General features: G+C 44.6%; 17 protein-coding genes and 1 pseudogene. 8 read left to right on the top strand and 10 right to left on the bottom strand.

All coding sequences use genetic code 11. From position 1 onward, the window contains the following. Positions 1 to 9: 9 nt before the first annotated feature. The 5 genes from ACZ5QV_RS10370 to ACZ5QV_RS10350 all read right to left on the bottom strand — a co-directional run bounded on the left by ACZ5QV_RS10370 (position 10) and on the right by ACZ5QV_RS10350 (position 4,863). The gene (locus tag ACZ5QV_RS10370) at positions 10 to 351 is read right to left on the bottom strand and encodes a DUF2103 domain-containing protein (protein ID WP_464599747.1); all 342 of its coding nucleotides are present in this window, start codon (positions 349 to 351) and stop codon (positions 10 to 12) included. A 217-nt stretch (positions 352 to 568) separates the two neighbouring features. After that, a complete protein-coding gene (locus tag ACZ5QV_RS10365; RefSeq protein ID WP_464599746.1) occupies positions 569 to 1,006 on the bottom strand; it encodes an ACT domain-containing protein in 438 nt (145 codons plus the stop codon). 639 nt (positions 1,007 to 1,645) lie between these two features. Further along, positions 1,646 to 2,953, bottom strand: coding sequence for a phenylacetate--CoA ligase family protein (locus ACZ5QV_RS10360; protein WP_464599745.1), 1,308 nt, complete (start codon positions 2,951 to 2,953; stop codon positions 1,646 to 1,648). Positions 2,954 to 3,256: 303 nt separating this feature from the next. Further along, positions 3,257 to 4,249, bottom strand: a complete 993-nt coding sequence (locus tag ACZ5QV_RS10355) for a DHH family phosphoesterase (protein ID WP_464599744.1) — start codon at positions 4,247 to 4,249, stop codon at positions 3,257 to 3,259. A 254-nt stretch (positions 4,250 to 4,503) separates the two neighbouring features. After that, on the bottom strand, positions 4,504 to 4,863 hold the full coding sequence (locus ACZ5QV_RS10350) for a prefoldin subunit beta (RefSeq protein WP_464599743.1): 360 nt from the start codon (positions 4,861 to 4,863) through the stop codon (positions 4,504 to 4,506). A gap of 279 nt (positions 4,864 to 5,142) precedes the next feature. Here ACZ5QV_RS10350 and ACZ5QV_RS10345 point away from each other — a divergent pair, with 279 nt between their 5' ends. Both ACZ5QV_RS10345 and ACZ5QV_RS10340 read left to right on the top strand, forming a co-directional pair. Next, a complete protein-coding gene (locus ACZ5QV_RS10345; RefSeq protein WP_464599742.1) occupies positions 5,143 to 6,216 on the top strand; it encodes a M42 family metallopeptidase in 1,074 nt (357 codons plus the stop codon). A gap of 254 nt (positions 6,217 to 6,470) precedes the next feature. After that, on the top strand, positions 6,471 to 6,665 hold the full coding sequence (locus ACZ5QV_RS10340) for a hypothetical protein (protein WP_464599741.1): 195 nt from the start codon (positions 6,471 to 6,473) through the stop codon (positions 6,663 to 6,665). Positions 6,666 to 6,721: 56 nt separating this feature from the next. Here ACZ5QV_RS10340 and ACZ5QV_RS10335 read toward each other — a convergent pair whose 3' ends face one another. Both ACZ5QV_RS10335 and ACZ5QV_RS10330 read right to left on the bottom strand, forming a co-directional pair. Further along, a complete protein-coding gene (locus ACZ5QV_RS10335) occupies positions 6,722 to 6,874 on the bottom strand; it encodes a hypothetical protein (RefSeq protein WP_464599740.1) in 153 nt (50 codons plus the stop codon). 38 nt (positions 6,875 to 6,912) lie between these two features. Continuing rightward, the gene (locus ACZ5QV_RS10330) at positions 6,913 to 7,665 is read right to left on the bottom strand and encodes a Nif3-like dinuclear metal center hexameric protein (protein ID WP_464599739.1); all 753 of its coding nucleotides are present in this window, start codon (positions 7,663 to 7,665) and stop codon (positions 6,913 to 6,915) included. Between the two features lie 330 nt (positions 7,666 to 7,995). Between ACZ5QV_RS10330 and ACZ5QV_RS10325 the strand changes: the two genes are divergently transcribed. From ACZ5QV_RS10325 to ACZ5QV_RS10300, 6 genes and pseudogenes are all read left to right on the top strand, one after another. Further along, a complete protein-coding gene (locus ACZ5QV_RS10325; RefSeq protein WP_464599738.1) occupies positions 7,996 to 9,075 on the top strand; it encodes a Vms1/Ankzf1 family peptidyl-tRNA hydrolase in 1,080 nt (359 codons plus the stop codon). 213 nt (positions 9,076 to 9,288) lie between these two features. Continuing rightward, positions 9,289 to 9,576 carry a hypothetical protein gene (locus tag ACZ5QV_RS10320; RefSeq protein ID WP_464599737.1) on the top strand — a complete coding sequence of 96 codons (288 nt, stop codon included), beginning with the start codon at positions 9,289 to 9,291 and terminating at the stop codon, positions 9,574 to 9,576. A 33-nt stretch (positions 9,577 to 9,609) separates the two neighbouring features. Next, positions 9,610 to 9,891, top strand: coding sequence for a hypothetical protein (locus ACZ5QV_RS10315; protein WP_464599736.1), 282 nt, complete (start codon positions 9,610 to 9,612; stop codon positions 9,889 to 9,891). Between the two features lie 361 nt (positions 9,892 to 10,252). Next, positions 10,253 to 11,017, top strand: a pseudogene (locus ACZ5QV_RS10310) (23S rRNA (uridine(2552)-2'-O)-methyltransferase); the annotation flags it as partial. Positions 11,018 to 11,590: 573 nt separating this feature from the next. Then, complete coding sequence (locus ACZ5QV_RS10305; protein WP_464599735.1) at positions 11,591 to 12,229, top strand: histidinol phosphate phosphatase domain-containing protein; 639 nt, start codon at positions 11,591 to 11,593, stop codon at positions 12,227 to 12,229. 172 nt (positions 12,230 to 12,401) lie between these two features. Next, a complete protein-coding gene (locus ACZ5QV_RS10300) occupies positions 12,402 to 12,662 on the top strand; it encodes a hypothetical protein (protein WP_464599734.1) in 261 nt (86 codons plus the stop codon). Between the two features lie 171 nt (positions 12,663 to 12,833). On the opposite strand, the gene ACZ5QV_RS10295 is transcribed toward ACZ5QV_RS10300, so the two are convergent. The 3 genes from ACZ5QV_RS10295 to ACZ5QV_RS10285 all read right to left on the bottom strand — a co-directional run bounded on the left by ACZ5QV_RS10295 (position 12,834) and on the right by ACZ5QV_RS10285 (position 15,269). Then, the gene (locus ACZ5QV_RS10295; RefSeq protein WP_464599733.1) at positions 12,834 to 13,535 is read right to left on the bottom strand and encodes a hypothetical protein; all 702 of its coding nucleotides are present in this window, start codon (positions 13,533 to 13,535) and stop codon (positions 12,834 to 12,836) included. Positions 13,536 to 13,750: 215 nt separating this feature from the next. Beyond that, a complete protein-coding gene (locus tag ACZ5QV_RS10290) occupies positions 13,751 to 13,873 on the bottom strand; it encodes a hypothetical protein (RefSeq protein ID WP_464599732.1) in 123 nt (40 codons plus the stop codon). Positions 13,874 to 13,892: 19 nt separating this feature from the next. After that, a complete protein-coding gene (locus ACZ5QV_RS10285; protein WP_464599731.1) occupies positions 13,893 to 15,269 on the bottom strand; it encodes a hypothetical protein in 1,377 nt (458 codons plus the stop codon). Positions 15,270 to 15,893: the final 624 nt, after the last annotated feature.

Genomic DNA, 15,893 nt, shown 5'->3' with positions numbered 1-15,893 from the left:
CCTGTTTTATTACAGTTCATTTTTTAATATTTCTGTAAGTTCATCCACAATCCTCTCCCCCTCGACAGCAGTCCCTACCGTGGTCACAAGCCGGAGTTCCTGGACGCTCCGGCCTTCCGAGAGGAGCAACCTTAAATTCCCCCTGGAATCCGCCCGCAAGAGTTTCCCAAAAAGTTTTCCCCCGGCTGTCCCTTTTACGGAAATTACGGCCGGGATTATCTTTTTGACTTCCGGGTGCTGGCTTACAAGCCTTACGAGCTTTCTCCCTGCCCGGCCTCCTATGATTGTGGTGTGGGATCCTCCCAGTTTACTTTTAAGGAGGGCCTCAGGATTATCAGTTCTGCAATTCATTGTAATTGTTAATTTTTCCAGTTATTTTTTATATTTCAATTGTCAGGCAATCCATGAAGATCCCAGGATCTCCAGCACAGCGAGGCAATGGCAGTCTTAAAAAAGGAATGATAGGGAATGGGAATGAACTGCCTTTGAATTGACTTTTTTTATTTCCCTTTCCCTTAATAATCAGATACAATCAGATATTTTTTAAAAATCAAATGTTTTTTAAAAATCAGAGCTTTTCAAGCTCCTTCATGCCGATGAGCCGGACCTTCTGCTCCTGCAGGAGCTGGATGGCATTTTTAATATCGTTTACCCTTATGATAAGGAGGGCTTTCTGACCCCTGGTGATGAAGGCATATGCATAATCCAGATTGATATCTGCTTTTCCGAGCACCTCCGCAATCATGGACATGCTACCGGGAAGGTCATCCATCTCGATCCCGAGTACTTCGGTCTCGGAAACCGTAAACCCTGCATCATGCAGGACCCTGTGGGCATCATCTGACCTGTCCACCACCATGCGTATGATCCCGAAATCTCCTGATTCCGCAATTGTAAAGGCCCGGATGTTTATACCTTCGGTCCTCAGTTTATCGGCAACCTTTGCAAGCCTGCCAGGTTTGTTCTCTGCAAAGAGGGAAATCTGTTTTATGATCTTTTCTTCCATTCCAACACAACCCTTTCTGTGATATTTTCTTAGATGAGAAAGTTCTTTCCCGTATTATAAGTTATCCTGTATATTTACTGATTGGGAGGACAGAGAAGAGAGGGAGAGGTGAAGGGGTACCCACCATTTTAGTTGGGGACAGCCGACCTATCGAGTCCCTGCACTTTTCCCGGCCCGAAAATATATTTTGTTCGGAACTTTATCTCAGACAGCAGAAGATTCCTTCCTCGATGTTTCTAATTGAAAATTAGAAACTCCTGTTAAACCTATGGTTTAACACGACAGTTCCGACTTTGGAGGAACTGGCAGGTGGGAGATGAATGCGTCGAGACTAAGGCCCCCATTTTTTGTTTAACAGGGAACCTTAATGTTGTTTGACAGTGACCTTATGTTCTGTCCTCCTTTGCAGGAGTGGGTCCACATCGCCACTGTTATACTGGCTTGTTAATGACCTGAACACTTCCCCTACCTCTCAGGGATGTTTAATCCAGATCGAAATCTCCGAGAACGTGTGGAGTATCCTCGAATATCATGACCAGTATAACGAAAGGCTATTCAACTAGGGCTTACCGAAGCAAGCCCCTTACTCTAAAATATTAGCCTAAAGGCTAAGATTTTAGGGAGGGGTAATTGACCCGCTTAGAGCTTTGGTCTCTTATCGATGACCTTCTTCGATTTACCGGTTGAACGGGGAAGGGAACCGTGCTCAACAAGTTCCACCTTCACTGCAAGGTTGAGCACACTCTTAAGGGCCGCAGCCACCTTTTTCTCCAGGTTCATCATGTCCGACATCCGGTCACTGAACGCGGATTCGCTCATTTCGATCTCCACTTTCATAGAGTCGAGTTCCCCTTTCCTGTCCACGATAATCATGAAGTGATTCCCGACTTCCGGGATCTTCAAAAGCACGGACTCGACCTGACCCGGGAAGACGTTTATGCCGCGGATGATGAGCATGTCGTCCGAGCGGCCCGTAATCCGGGTGATCCTCGGGTGTGTCCTTCCGCACTTGCAGGGCTCTGTGATTTTTTTGGTCAGGTCCCTTATCCTGTACCTGATGAGCGGAAGGGCTTCTTTTGTAAGGGTGGTAATCACAAGTTCTCCGGTCTCCCCATCGGGTACAGGCTTACCGGTTTCCGGGTCAAGGATTTCCACAATGTACTTGTCGGCCCAGATGTGAATGCCGCACTGTTCTATACAATCAGTGAAAAGCGGACCGCTCAGTTCCGAAGTCCCGTAGATGTCGTAGGCTTTTATTCCGGCATCTTTTTCAATTCTTTCCTTGAGTTCCTGGCTCCAGGGTTCGGCCCCAAAAATCCCTATTTTTATTTTAGTATCATCCTTAATGCTGAACCCTTCTTTTTGGGCAGCTTCGATCATGTATGAAAAGTATGAAGGAGTGCAGGCGATAACCGTTGTCCCGAGATCCTTCATAAGATCAAGCTGGCGTTCGGTGTTCCCCGAACTTGTGGGAAGCACGCTGGCCCCGACCTTTTCGCTGGCGTAGTGGACCCCGAGCCCGCCTGTGAATAAACCGTAACCGTAACTGATCTGCAGGACATCTTCTTTTCCGACCCCAACAGACGTGAAGGCCCTTGCAAGGGATTCGGCCCATTCTTCAATGTCATTTTTAGTATAACCCACTACCGTTGGTTTTCCTGTTGTCCCCGAGGATGCGTGGAAACGGACGAGCTTTGAATTGGGGACGCAGAACATTCCTGTGGGGTAGGTGTCTCTGAGATCCTGCTTAAATGTAAAAGGTAACTTTGTGATGTCTTCAAGGGTCTGAATGTCATCGGGGTGAACACCGTGCTCGTCAAACCTCTGCTTATAAAAAGGAGAGTTCTCGTACACGTAATGCACCAGTTCTTTCAGTTTTACTTCCTGCAGTTTCATCAATTCATCTACAGGCATTGTTTCAATTTCAGGATCCCAGTATTCTGGCATATTCTCACGCTCTTTTTTTCACACTGAAATTTTAATATTTATTTATTTTTTTATTTAGTTATTTATGTATAATACATAGCAAAAAACCCCTGTATCTTTAGCTCAGAGGCAGTTGACGTCCTCCAGAGCTCCGTTTTTCAGATCCCCGGAGCTTCCGGAAGGCATAACGTTAGAAAAGAAGCCAGATTATCCTATAAAAAATAATTGTTCTTTATGTCAAAAAAGGCAAGTATTCGTATTTCTTCCTGAACTCTGCGATAAAAAATAAAACCCGGTTTTTTGAGCCCCGGGGCTTCTATTTATTTATGATTCATCTTTAAAATAGACTTTTTTAGGGATTTTTGCGGGAATCAAAGCTTTAAGAGTCTCTTTTGCTTTTTCCCGGCATTTCCAGAGTACTTCATCCAGGTCACCTATCACCTCGAGACCTGCAGCTCCGGAATGCCCGCCTCCGGTGCCCTTATATTCGACACTCACGTCTTCCATGAGCTGGCCTAGGTTGAGCCCTGCGTTTACAGCATCCCTTTTAGCGCGGGCGCTTATCCGGACGCTGCCGTTTTTTGCCGTCCCTACAAAAGAGACATCCGCTCCGATGTTGATGAGCATGGAGGATGCCGAACCTCCGAAGGAACTTACATGTGAGGTCACTATCAGCATTTCTCCAACCCTTTCTATCTGGTTGCGGCTTGCGGCTTTCAGGACAGCGATGCGCATGGAGATGTCCTGAGGCGTGGCAGCCATCAGTTCAAGTACTTCCCCGTACTCCACACCGCTGTTTTCTATGATGTTCGCAACCGTGCGAAAGGTATCAACAGTTGCGTGTTTGAAATGCCCGGTGTCCGTAATAATCCCGGTAAGCATCCCAATTCCTACCCGCTGGGTTATGGGTGCTCCCATGGCTTTCAGAATATCGTAAACGATTTCAACCGTAGAAGTCGTGTTCCTGCGCAGGAAAAAATCGGCATTTACGGTCAGGGCGGTTGTCATATGGTGATCGAGAACAGAGTAATTTCTGAGCTCTATATCGTTCAACTGGGCCTGTGTCGAGGTGTCCACCACTACCGTAAGGCCGTAATCCGCCGGGTCAGGCTTATCCACTACCTCTATTCCAAGTTTTGAGATCAGAATGGATGCTACCCTGTTGCAGCCGTCCACAAGGCCCACGGTGCCTCCGATGGCTTCGGAAAGGGCAAAGGCACTGCTAACTGCATCAGGGTCTGCATTCCGGTGGCACAAATATAAAATATCCTGATAGTCAAGGAGTCGGTTAAAAAACTCTACTTCGTCAACTTCCATTGTCCACTCTGGCCATCACTTTCGTTCATGCATTCGATACTGTTCATGGGCCTGAATAATAAAGTCCAGGCCCACTCCAAACGTATAATACGGTCAGTTAAGATACAGGTGTTAAGGTACAGTCAGTTAAAGCTAAAACTATATTTATCAAGCCTTACATTCTGTACATATACATACTGTATATGCACATATTGTATATGTACATACTGTATATACAGGGCTTATACAGATGTACGTTAATTCAAAATAAAAAATTATTCCGCCTGCGGAGTCCCACCCATCGCATGTTGGATCTGTTCCTGTAACTGCTTGAAACGATTTGTAAGTCTTTCTTCCTGTCTTGTAATTGACTGGAGCCTGAGGGAAACGGTTTCTTGCCTGTCCTTCAGTTTAACAATGGACTCATCCTTGTTCGTTTTTATTACCAGTTCTCCGACGTTGCGGTAAACAACCGCGTCCTCGGCCAGCTTTTCAAGCTCTTCAAGGGCCATACTTGACTCTTTCTGCATAGCCTCAAGCTGAGACTTCTGCATTACAAGTGCCTGAATCTGCTGCTGCACCTGCTGTAACTGAGCTATCTGGTTCTGGATTTGTGGAGGTAATTCTGCTGACATTTGTTATTTCACCTGTCATCTAATTTACCTGAAGGGATTTTAATGTTTCTGTCTTTCTGAGCCTCTGCAGGAGGTTCTGCTCTTAGTCAATTTCCCTGAATTTTCCCTGAATTTTCCCTGAATATCCCATGATTTTTTCCTGATTTTTCCTTGAATTACCCCGTACAAAAGTTTAAACGATAATCGGAACAATGAGGGATAGTAAATTCATATAATAATTGAGCTCTATATAATATTTAGAAAATATATTCAGATAATCTCATCAGGAGAGAAGCAAAGATGGAAAATATTCAGGAATTGGAAGTAATTCAAAAATCTCTTGAAAAGTTTAGCAATGCCCATGGAATTTCAGGCTCGGAATCCGAGATACGGAAACTCCTTGAAAAGGAACTTGAACCCTACGTTGACCAGATCCGGACCGATACAATGGGAAACCTGATCGCGACCCGAAAAGGTAAGGGCCCTTCGGTTATGCTGGCGGCTCACATGGACGAAATTGGACTTATGGTTAAGTACGTCGATGAGGACGGCTTCCTCCGTTTTGTCAAGATCGGGGGCTGGTTTGACCAGACTCTTCTGAACCAACGCGTGATAGTCCACGGCTCAAGCGGCCCGGTTGTGGGAGTAATCGGCTCCAAGCCCCCTCACGTCATGAAGGATGAGGACCGGAAAAAACCGGTCAAATATGAGGACATGTTCATTGACATCGGGGCAAAGGACCGGGAAGATGCCGAAAAGCTGGGAGTTGAAATCGGGACCCCCATATCCCAGGACCGGGAATTCGCACCCCTTGCAAACGGAAAGGTGACCTCAAAGGCCTTTGATAACCGGGCAGGAATCGTAATCCTTATCGGAGTCATGAAAAGGCTTGCAGAACTCAAAATTGACGCAAATGTCTACGCCGTGGGCACCGTGCAGGAAGAGGTGGGCTTAAAAGGAGCCAGAACCGCGGCTTTTGGTTTGAACCCGGACATTGCCCTTGCGATTGATACCACCATCCCCGGAGACCACCCCGGAATCACAAAGCTCGATTCTTGCCTAGAAATTGGAAAAGGTCCTGTAATAACGGTTGCGGACGCTTCCGGAAGGGGCTTAATCGCTCACCCGCAGGTCCTCAGATGGCTCAAAGAAAACGCCAGGGACGCCAAGGTCCCTTACCAGCTCGGAGTCGGCTCCGGAGGGACCACCGATGCCACGGCCATCCACCTAACCCGGGAAGGAATTCCAACCGGCACCGTGAGCATAGCCACCCGTTATATCCACTCTCCCGTGGAAGTGCTGGACCTGGCCGATGTCAAGACCTGTGTTGACCTGATCGTAAAAGCTGTTGAAAACGCGCACAGGTACTTTTAAAACTGGGAAATTTTAAACAGGGGATACTGTCCCTTGTTCCCATTTTTGTTCTATTTTACCTTCCTTTTCGTCTCCTTTTTCCCAACTCACACAGGGTAAAGATACCTTTAAAGAAATTTAATATATCATAGCATCCATACTATTAATGTAACTGGTTTTAGCAGTGTATCTAAAAAGCCTTCAAGTCAACAGCATACAACCGTCAAAATACACTCTGATCTTTCTGTTCATAGTAAAATTGGAGGAATGCGGGAATGGACAATAAAATAATAGATACCGCAGGGAAATCTATCTTTGCCCTCATTGCTATATACTGTCTTCTACTATTCCTCTTTCCACTTGGCTGGGTTATCCTGCTTGGGGGGACCATGATGCGTCCCGAAACGGTAAAAAAGATATTGGGACGTAGCGTCCCGTCTATAAAAGCTCCGGATGAACAGAATAAATAAATTTTATATTCGGGCTGAATGATTGTACGGGGTAATAGACCCGAAGTTCCGTTGCATTATTCCATATACCGTCTCTGGTGTTCTTTTCCAAGGCTACGCCTGTAATCGGAACGGATCTGATTTTGCATCTGTTCTTTGAGCAGTTGTTCCAGGGTTTCGTCGTCTATTGATTCGGTTTTTTTGGTTCCGGAACTTTTTTCATTTTTCATACCTATGCGCCCTCCCTGGTTTTTTCTCACTCATTTTTTCAAAGTTCTGTCTGAACCGTTTTAAGCCCCGAGGGCTGGTCAATAAACTCCACCTCGATTCCAAGCAGGTCCCGGAGCCTCGGACAGAGCGCCTCCATTCCAGGGTTTTCTGTGGCGTAATGGGTTGCGTCTATCAGGCAGAGGTCTTCTGCGGAACGCAGCACGTCATGCTTCAGCTCGGCCGAGATATAGGCGTCCACCCTCTTTTCCCGGGCAAGAGCCAGGGATTCGTGTCGAAAACCGCTACCTCCTGAGACCATGATGCGCCTGATTTCTTCCTTTTCACCGGCGTAGGTAACGGGGGTTTTCAGGCAGCGGGATACATGAGTTGCCAGTTCGGCCGGAGAACAGGGTTCGATTTCTCCTATCCTCCCCATATCAAGCACCTCTATTTCCCGGAGCCCCAGCCTTTCCGCAAGCGCGTCGTTGATCCCTCCCTCTGCCCGGTCGTAGTTCGTGTGCATACTGTAAAGCGAAATTCGGTTTTCAAGGGCGATTTGAAGGGCTTCAGAGAGAGGTTTTGAGATTTTGCTTACGGGGTGGAAGATCAGGGTGTGGTGGGTGATAAGAAGGTCTGCCCCGGCTTTCGCTGCCTTTTTAAGGGTAAACGCGTTTGCGTCCAGAGCGACTGCAATTTTATTAACTTCTTTTTCCAGACCGAGGATAAGGCCTATTCGACCTTCGTCAAAGTCCTCCGCAAGTTCAGGAGGTGCAATTTCTTCAAGAGTTTTTACTACTTCAGTAAGTTCCATGCAAAAAAACTTGTTCTTCCGGTATTTTAAGCTCTCGCTCCCGCACCACCCGAGTTGCGCTACCCGAGTTCCGCTTCGGGATCACAGGAAATCGAAGATTTCCTGGGAGTTGCGATGTAATCGCAACAGCACGGGGTCCGTTTCGCTCGCTGCGCTCACTCAAGCGGACTGAAAACCTGAAGGTGGACTAAAACACCTGAAAGCGGACTAAAAAACGCCAGAAAAATCGTAAATGGCGTATCTCCGTCGTTATAGTATATTCTTTATATTCTTAATTTCTTTTATCACTTAGGAAAATAAGTTAATAATTGGAAAGGAAAGGGAAACGGAATGAACGGTAAAAAAGCTTCGGGAAATGGAAAAACTGCTAAAAAAGATGGCAGAGATGGAAAGGAAGATATGGTAAAGGGCATAAGTTCCCTTTTCGGAAAAATCTCTGGTAAAGAGCAGCTTGAGCTCGAAATAGACCGGCTCAATTCCCGGATTGTGGAGCTTGAAGTAGACATTAAGACCGCGCAGATCCAGCTTGAAAAGAGAGAAAAGCTGGCCAGAGATGCCGTGGCCGACAGGCAGGAAGCTGAGTCTCGCCTGAACCAGGAACTTGTGAGAATGCAGACTCTGACCCATGAACTTGAAAGCTTCAGGGTAGAGGCCTCTGAAAAGCTTGAGTTCCGCGGTCTGGAGACCCTAAGCCCGGCCGCTATGCAGACATACCTCTTAAAACTTGTATCATTCAGGGCTCCGGACCCTTTCTCCGAAGAGCTGCTCACGGTCTACCTGCCCCCCGGAAGCCACCTCGCGGATGTCCTGCCTGAAAAACTTCGGGACAGACTTCCGGAAAACACCCGCTTCATCCTGGAAAAACTTGATTCCGAAACCGGCCTGATCCTCTTCCAGGACGTTCACCGTATGGTCTCCGAGGCGGTTGCCCCCCCCATCCCGATTAAGGGGAGCGTCTGGCACCTTAAAGATAGTTTCGAGACCGAGGCCCTCGAGAAAGGTCTGGATGCGGATTACCGAATGCTTGTCCTTCTCCTCCACGCGGGAGAGTCCTTTGTAGGCTTTGCTCCCGACCGCTACTCCTTTGAAAGCGAAGAACTCGTCCGGAGCAGTGTTAAGGAAAAGCACACTAAAGGCGGTTTTTCCCAGCGCCGTTTCGAGCGCCTCAGGGAAGAGGACATCGCCCACCACATGGGAAAGATCATGGAGGCCATAAACAGAGTCCTTGAGGCCCAGGCGGACATAGACTACGTTATCATGAGCGGGGACCTCCAGCTTATGAGAGAAGTCGAAAAACGCCTGCCGTTTGACCTTGATGTTATTGAAAAATCGATGGATTTGAAGATGGAGAGGATTAGCGGGGAAGAGGTTTTGAGGGCTGTGCTCAGTTGTCGCAGGTATTTACTCTGAAATCCTGAACTACCGAAATTGGCTTCCTTGATCGTGAAAATAAATATATTTAATTGAATTTATACATAGGTTATTCAATGACGAGTTATAAATATAATTTGACAAACAGACGTGAAGTCTCCTTCCCCGATGTTTCTAATTGAAAATTAGAAACTCCTGTTAAACCTATGGTTTAACACGACAGCCGAAGGCTGACAGGTGGGGGTAGTTCACATGTCAAATAGGAGAGGAAAAGATATGGGATGCAAACCTGTAATAATTAAAAACGTCACACCTGATGTGTTTAACTGCATGAAGAAAAAGCTTAGCGAGGCCGGGCTTTACGTACCATCGGGAAAGAAAGGAGAACTCTCCGGGAAGGGAGTTACTGCCGATTACGAATGGGACGGGGAGTCAAAGCTTACTATTACGATAACGGAAAAACCATTTATCATCGGTTGCGGGGCATTGCAGAATAAAATAAAAAGTTTCGTGAGGCAGTGTCAGAGGACGTCAAATTAAGGATAAGGCCTGTTGGGAATCGGGATTGGAAGGATGACCGGAAAGAGATTGGAAGAGGAAGGTTGTCGGGGGATAAAGTTCAAAAACGTTACTCCGAACGTATTTACCTGCATGATGAAAAAACTTCAGGAATACGGGCTGGAGGCCACGCCCGGAAATTCCGGGGTACTTGAAGGAAACGAGATAGTTGCCCACTTCACCTGGGACGGGGCAGAACATCTGCTAATTGAGGTCAAAGAAAAGCCCTGGTATTTCTACTGCGGGGCATTGAGCGAACAACTGAGGGCTTTCATGCGCGAGTGCCAGAGGGCCTGAAGGACAAAATCAGAATTATTTTCTCCGTCAGTAAAAGACTTCTTCCTCAAATTTCCGGTTTTGTCGTAAATGGAAGGGCAGGGTAGGGCAGGGCAGGGCATGGACGAATGCGTCAGGCCTCTTGCCCCTTCTTTTATGTACTTTTTTAACACGGCACTTCCCGGAGTGGTCGTAATTAGCTATTTTTGTCCGTTTTGCCCATTTTGTCCATTTTGTCTATTTTTGTCCTTTTTATCCATTTTATCCCCCTCCATATAATAACCGAAGATATATATTTATAAAAGGATTATATAGTATAGATATCCAGATAAACGATTTTGCGCAATCTATATTATATACTTCAGTGCAGGGAAGGTACATCATGGCAAGAGACAGACGAGATTTTTATTATCATCAGGCAAAACAATTAGGTTACCGTTCCAGGGCCTCCTTTAAACTCAAGCAGATTAATGAAAAGCACCGAATTATCAGTCAGGGAGACTCGGTTGTGGACCTGGGGGCAGCTCCAGGCGGGTGGTTGCAGGTTGCAAAGGAGCTTTCCAAGGGGAAGATTCTGGGGGTTGACCTCCAGGTAATCGAGCCCATTGAGGGAGTGCAGACTATCCGGGGGAACATTAACGCTGATTCCACGATTGAGAATATCATCGATATTGTCGGAAAGGGTGGAGCGGACGTGGTTATCTGTGATGCTGCGCCAAATCTTTCCGGAAACTGGGCCTATGACCATGCCCGGTCAATCGAGCTTACCACCTCGGCCCTTGAGTGCGCGAAAAAGATCCTGAAGCCGGACGGAACTTTCGTGGTGAAGGTCTTCCAGGGCGATATGTTCGGGGACTACATGAATCAGGTAAGGGCCAATTTCGTGCGGACCTCGGCCTACACCCCGAAAGCCTCCAGAACCCAGAGTGCGGAGATCTACGTTATCGGAAAGAAATATCTGACGACTTCTATACGGAAGGGCAATGAGTTCGTGGTCAAGATCGATCAACTCGGAACTTCCGGAGACGGGGCCGTGATTGTCAATGGCCTTGTGGTCTTTGTAGAGGAAGTAGAGATTGGAGAGACGGTCAGGATAGTAATCGAGGACGTTAAGCCCAATTTAGCTTTTGCCAGTGTGCTGGAGCGAAATGTGGTGGATATTCCCAAGAAGCCTGTGCCTAAGAATGTCAGGATTAAAAACGAGGCCATAAAGCCCGGTTTAGCCTTTGCAGATGTGACTGAGAGCCCTGAGAATCCAGAGGAACCTGAGAAGGTCAGGACAAAAATAAAGCCCAGTTTCGCTTATGCAGATGTGGGGAAGAAGCCTGAGAGTTCTGAGAACTCTAATGATCCTGATAATATTGAATAATTTTTTAAGCAGGGTGGGCTGTTAATATATACTCACCCAGCTTTAGAATTCGGAATATTGGAGTTCTCCGTCAAGAATCAATATCAAGAGGACTTCCAACCACCCGAGTTTCGCTACCCGAGTTTCGCTTCGGGAGCACGAGGTCCGTTTCGCTCGCTTCGCGAGCTCAAGCGGACTATAAACCTTATTTCAAAAAAGTGAAAAAAATGCCGGAACAACCTTAATTGTCGTATTCCTGCATTCTTTTTCCGTGTGTTCCGTGTGTTCCGTGGTTAAAAAATTCGTTTGACATAAATTTAAGACCATACCCTAAAAAAAATAATCATTATTCCCAAAAACAGGTGGTTCCATTTGATCGACCTTCACACTCATAGTCTTTTCAGTGATGGGGAATTAATCCCCAGCGAACTCGTCCGCCGGGCTGTTGTGCACGGCTACGAGGCGATAGCAATTACCGACCACGCAGACTTTACGAACCTTGAATTCCTCCTTGAGGGCGCAAATAAGGCGAAGTACCTTGAGGAAGAATGGGACATAAAAGTCCTGGCAGGAGTCGAGCTGACCCACGTTCCTCCGAGAAAAATCGCCCCCCTCGCCCGAAAGGCAAAGGAACTCGGAGCCGACATCGTGGTCGTGCACGGGGAAACCATAGCCGAGCCCGTGGCTCCCGGCACAAACGCCGCCTCCGCAGCCTGCGAGGACGTGGACATCCTGGCCCACCCCGGCCTGATCTCCCCGGAGGACGTGCAAACCGCAATTGAAAATAATGTCTGCCTGGAAATCACGGCAAGAAACGGGCACAACCGGACAAACGGGCATGTCGCCAGACTGGGCCTTGAACTCGGGGCAACCCTTGTCCTGAATACGGACACCCACAGCCCGGACGACCTTATCACGGATGAAATGGCCCTTAAAATAGTGATGGGTGCAGGGCTTTCTGAAGTTCAGGCAAAAGATGTTCTGAAAAATTCGGCCCGGTTTATTTGTTAATTTTTCTTTTTTTTAGGCTGTTTCCGGTCTATTTTCTGAAATAACCGGAAATGGTTTATTTTGGGCGTTTTTGTATGGACCCTGGTGGTGGCCTTAGCCGGTTGTTTTTCAAAATCAAGGCATAGCTCAGTGGTACTTTATTGGCAAATTATGAAAGATAGGAGTGAGTAAAATGAGTGGATACGAACTACCCGACATTAATAAAAAAGCCCTGGATAATTGGATAATGTTGAATATACTTCCACAAAAAACACCAGATAAAAATTACACCAGTTATGCACTTAAAATTCTTTTTGAACAATCGCCAGAAGGTTTTTTCATCACAAATAAACAGTTTAAAGAAGCTATGATTAGATGTAATTTCTCACCTGTGAATAAAAATAAATTAAATTGGGAATTCAGAGTTTCCCTAAAATCTCCAGGGTTGAAATGATGGGGCGTGTCCGTGAGTCATTTATCATGCTGGAAATAAATACACATTCAGCTTGTTTGGACGTATTTATCGAAAGTCCTTCTACAAACAATTTTCAATGATTTACACCCACTACTCACCAATCTACATCCTGAAATAAATGGAAGGCCTGAACATTCCATATATATTGTTTTATTTTTTAGCAGCTGCAGATTGAGCCCTTGCCTTAAAATCCTGATTTGTTTCGTTTCTATCTGCGTGAGATTGAATTCTCGCTGCAGTTTCCTGAGTCATATTCGTTTTACCTCTTCCTGAAGATTCTGTGCTAAAAGTAGCATCGATTCTATACTTTTTAGTATCTATCGGTGGAGTTGGTATGATGCCTGCAAATTCCTCATCATAACCTAGTTCACTAAGCCAAATATTTTCCCATTTGTATTTTTCATTCAAAGCACATTTTTGGCAAATTTTGTAAGGCCATATGCCATTGATATCATAACTGGAATTGCATTTTTCACATACCCCCTTTTTGGAAGGTATTGCGGCAGTCAGCAATTTATCTTTTTCATCTATTGCAATTTGCTTCAAATCCATGCTGGAGTAGCGTTTGTCGGGATGTGATCTTAGTGCATTATCAACTTTTTGTTTCAATTCATTGTCAGAAACGTAATCCTTGAGGGTAAGAAAAAATAGGTCTCTTGGCAACTTAGGTAAGAACTCCCAAAGTTCTTCGTGATATCCAAGGATTTCGGTTGCCCATACCCTAAATACCTCGTCAATTTTTTTGCTAGCACAGTTTTTACATATATTATATTCCCATTTTGGGTCTAATGTATATGTTCTTCCACAATTTTCGCATTTTATTAGGCCTAAATTCTCTTTTTGAACCATCATCTGATCTCCATAGTAAAAAATAAATAAATAAATAAATTTATAGTGTGTTTTATTTCTTGTTCTTTGTAACTGCAGATTGTGCTCTTGCCTTGAAACCTTGGTTTGTATCGGTTCTGTCAGCATGGGATTGTATTCTTGATGTAGCCTCTTTGGTCATGGGCGTTTTCTTTGTCATTATGTATTTTCCCAATTACTTATCAAAAATTGTTGTATTTTCAGTCTTTAGCTTTTTCTTCGCAGTCTTCGGGTCTTTCGTCTTCCCCACGGCTTTGCCAGTAAGCATCGTTATTAGGATTGCACTGGTTTGCGTGGTTATCCTGATCGGATTTATTACTCAATACCTTCACCTCCTTTTGATTATTTGTCATTGCAATGACTGTCATTTAATCCGAGTTTATCAGCACAATAAGGATGATAATATCGATTCCCACATTTTATTGCAAAAGTTTGAGCCAAAATAAATGTAAAATTTCTATCGTTACAAGAACCTAATGCTGCCTTATCGAAATCATAATCATCTGGATCGAATGCCCAATCAATATGAGTATGCAAGTTTGCTTCAGGTCCAAGCAATTTTTCATAAGAAATTCTAATATTCTCATCATAATTTTTCTTAATGTCTTGAGCCGCAGTCCATATCTCTTTTGTTCTAGAACTAACATTGTATTCTTCTGGACAAGACAACCTATATTTGATCAAAAGTTTCTGGAATTTTTCTGCAATTTCTAGTTTTGAGAGATCTCCATCAAAAGTAAACATCAGATCATTTGAAATTTCGTGGCATATTTCTCCAAATGGAGGCATTTCAGGGTTATTTTCATCATTCTTTATTCTCTCATCTAACCACTCAGGCATCTCTAGATCTAATTTGTTGTATACTTTTCTTATTGTTGAGTTTTGAGGTGTGATTGCGTGTTTTTCTTTCAAGAAAGGAACATCAAGGGGTACAAACCAACTTTTTATTAATTCCTCAAGCAACTTGATTGAATTCAATTCAAAACCGAAAAAATGATCTTTTAATAGTCCATAATCTATTGAGTATTCAGGTAACATTTTTGGAGAAAGGGGAAGGCCACAATGATAACAGAACATTGATTGTTTATGTTTACTGTATACCATATCATATGCTTTAGACTTAGGCAAGCACTTTGAGTGAATCTCTGTTGAAAGCCATGGTCTTTGTCTAAAGTCATTAATTTGTCTAAAAAATGCTACTACAATTGTTTCATAATCATTCAGCTTTTTTTTGCATATGGGACAAAGACCTATTTTTGAGTATCCTAAATGTGTTGGAGTGTAGGTTGAAGCTCTGTAATAATCTGTTACATAAACAGTTGGCCCTTTTCTTGGTAAGCCTCCCCTTTTAGTCAGAGAGATATCCCCCTCTTTAATTAGCCCATCTAATTCAAGTCGGCTGATGGCACCAATAACTTTACCTTCATCTTGGACCAGTTTCTCTTCCAGTTCCTTTGGATTATATTCTTTTTCTGCTAATAACTCAAGAATTTTGATTTCTAATTCTCTTATTATTTCCAAGTCTTCTTTGTTTATCGAATACTTTCCTCCTTCAAGACAAATGACAATTCCTTTTTCCTTTAATTTTGTCAAATTGTAGTGGATTTTACTTTTATGCCTATCTCTACTTAGACCCAATTCATTTGCAATAGCTGCTGGGCCGAGGGGTTCAGAGGATTCTTTGAGAATTTTTTGTATATCTTGTTGCAGCTTTGTCAAATTTATCACGTAGATTGCTAAATGCGTTCAATGAACTTCAATATGCCGTTCAAAATTTGGATATTACGTCATAAAAAAGAACAATTGGTTCAAAATTTGAATATACTAGATACTTAGATAAAAAGAGAGAAGAGTAGAAAAAAGGCCGCTGCACTTTGAAAAAACAAAACTCAGAAAAGGCCGCAGGTCTCAGAAATCCTTCTAAAAACTTTCCGGCCTGTCTGCCTGAAAATCTCCGTAAAAAAGGGGCCTGAAAATAGCGATGGGAGCCAGACTTTCTGAGGGGCAGGCAAAAGAGGTCAATCCGGTAAAAAAAGGCCCCTGTCAACTGAGAAATAAAATTCGTAAAAGGCCGCAGGTCTCAGAAATCCTTCCAAAAACTTTCCGGCCAGTCTACCTGGAAATCTCCGTAAAAAAGGGGCCTGAAAATAGCGATGGGAGCCGGACTTTCCGAGGAGCAGGCAAAAGAGGTCAATCCAGTAAAAAAAGGCCCCTGTCAACTGAGAAACAAAATTTATAAAAGGCCGCAGGTCTCAGAAATCCTTCAAAAAACTTTCCGGCCTGTCTGCCTGGAAATCTCCGTAAGAAAAGGGCCTGAAAAAAGTGATGGGAGCCGGACTTTCC

The organism is Methanosarcina baltica (assembly GCF_055394095.1).
This window is presented reverse-complemented; position numbering and strand designations above follow the sequence as displayed.

Coding starts and splice junctions, on each gene's coding strand:
- ACZ5QV_RS10335 (WP_464599740.1), bottom strand. CDS start 6,874: ATGAAAAATGAAAAAAGTTCCGGAACCAAAAAAACCGAATCAATAGAC.
- ACZ5QV_RS10345 (WP_464599742.1), top strand. CDS start 5,143: ATGGAAAATATTCAGGAATTGGAAGTAATTCAAAAATCTCTTGAAAAG.
- ACZ5QV_RS10365 (WP_464599746.1), bottom strand. CDS start 1,006: ATGGAAGAAAAGATCATAAAACAGATTTCCCTCTTTGCAGAGAACAAA.
- ACZ5QV_RS10370 (WP_464599747.1), bottom strand. CDS start 351: ATGAATTGCAGAACTGATAATCCTGAGGCCCTCCTTAAAAGTAAACTG.
- ACZ5QV_RS10300 (WP_464599734.1), top strand. CDS start 12,402: ATGAGTGGATACGAACTACCCGACATTAATAAAAAAGCCCTGGATAAT.
- ACZ5QV_RS10340 (WP_464599741.1), top strand. CDS start 6,471: ATGGACAATAAAATAATAGATACCGCAGGGAAATCTATCTTTGCCCTC.
- ACZ5QV_RS10325 (WP_464599738.1), top strand. CDS start 7,996: ATGAACGGTAAAAAAGCTTCGGGAAATGGAAAAACTGCTAAAAAAGAT.
- ACZ5QV_RS10320 (WP_464599737.1), top strand. CDS start 9,289: ATGTCAAATAGGAGAGGAAAAGATATGGGATGCAAACCTGTAATAATT.
- ACZ5QV_RS10330 (WP_464599739.1), bottom strand. CDS start 7,665: ATGGAACTTACTGAAGTAGTAAAAACTCTTGAAGAAATTGCACCTCCT.
- ACZ5QV_RS10350 (WP_464599743.1), bottom strand. CDS start 4,863: ATGTCAGCAGAATTACCTCCACAAATCCAGAACCAGATAGCTCAGTTA.
- ACZ5QV_RS10315 (WP_464599736.1), top strand. CDS start 9,610: ATGACCGGAAAGAGATTGGAAGAGGAAGGTTGTCGGGGGATAAAGTTC.
- ACZ5QV_RS10355 (WP_464599744.1), bottom strand. CDS start 4,249: ATGGAAGTTGACGAAGTAGAGTTTTTTAACCGACTCCTTGACTATCAG.
- ACZ5QV_RS10360 (WP_464599745.1), bottom strand. CDS start 2,953: ATGCCAGAATACTGGGATCCTGAAATTGAAACAATGCCTGTAGATGAA.
- ACZ5QV_RS10295 (WP_464599733.1), bottom strand. CDS start 13,535: ATGATGGTTCAAAAAGAGAATTTAGGCCTAATAAAATGCGAAAATTGT.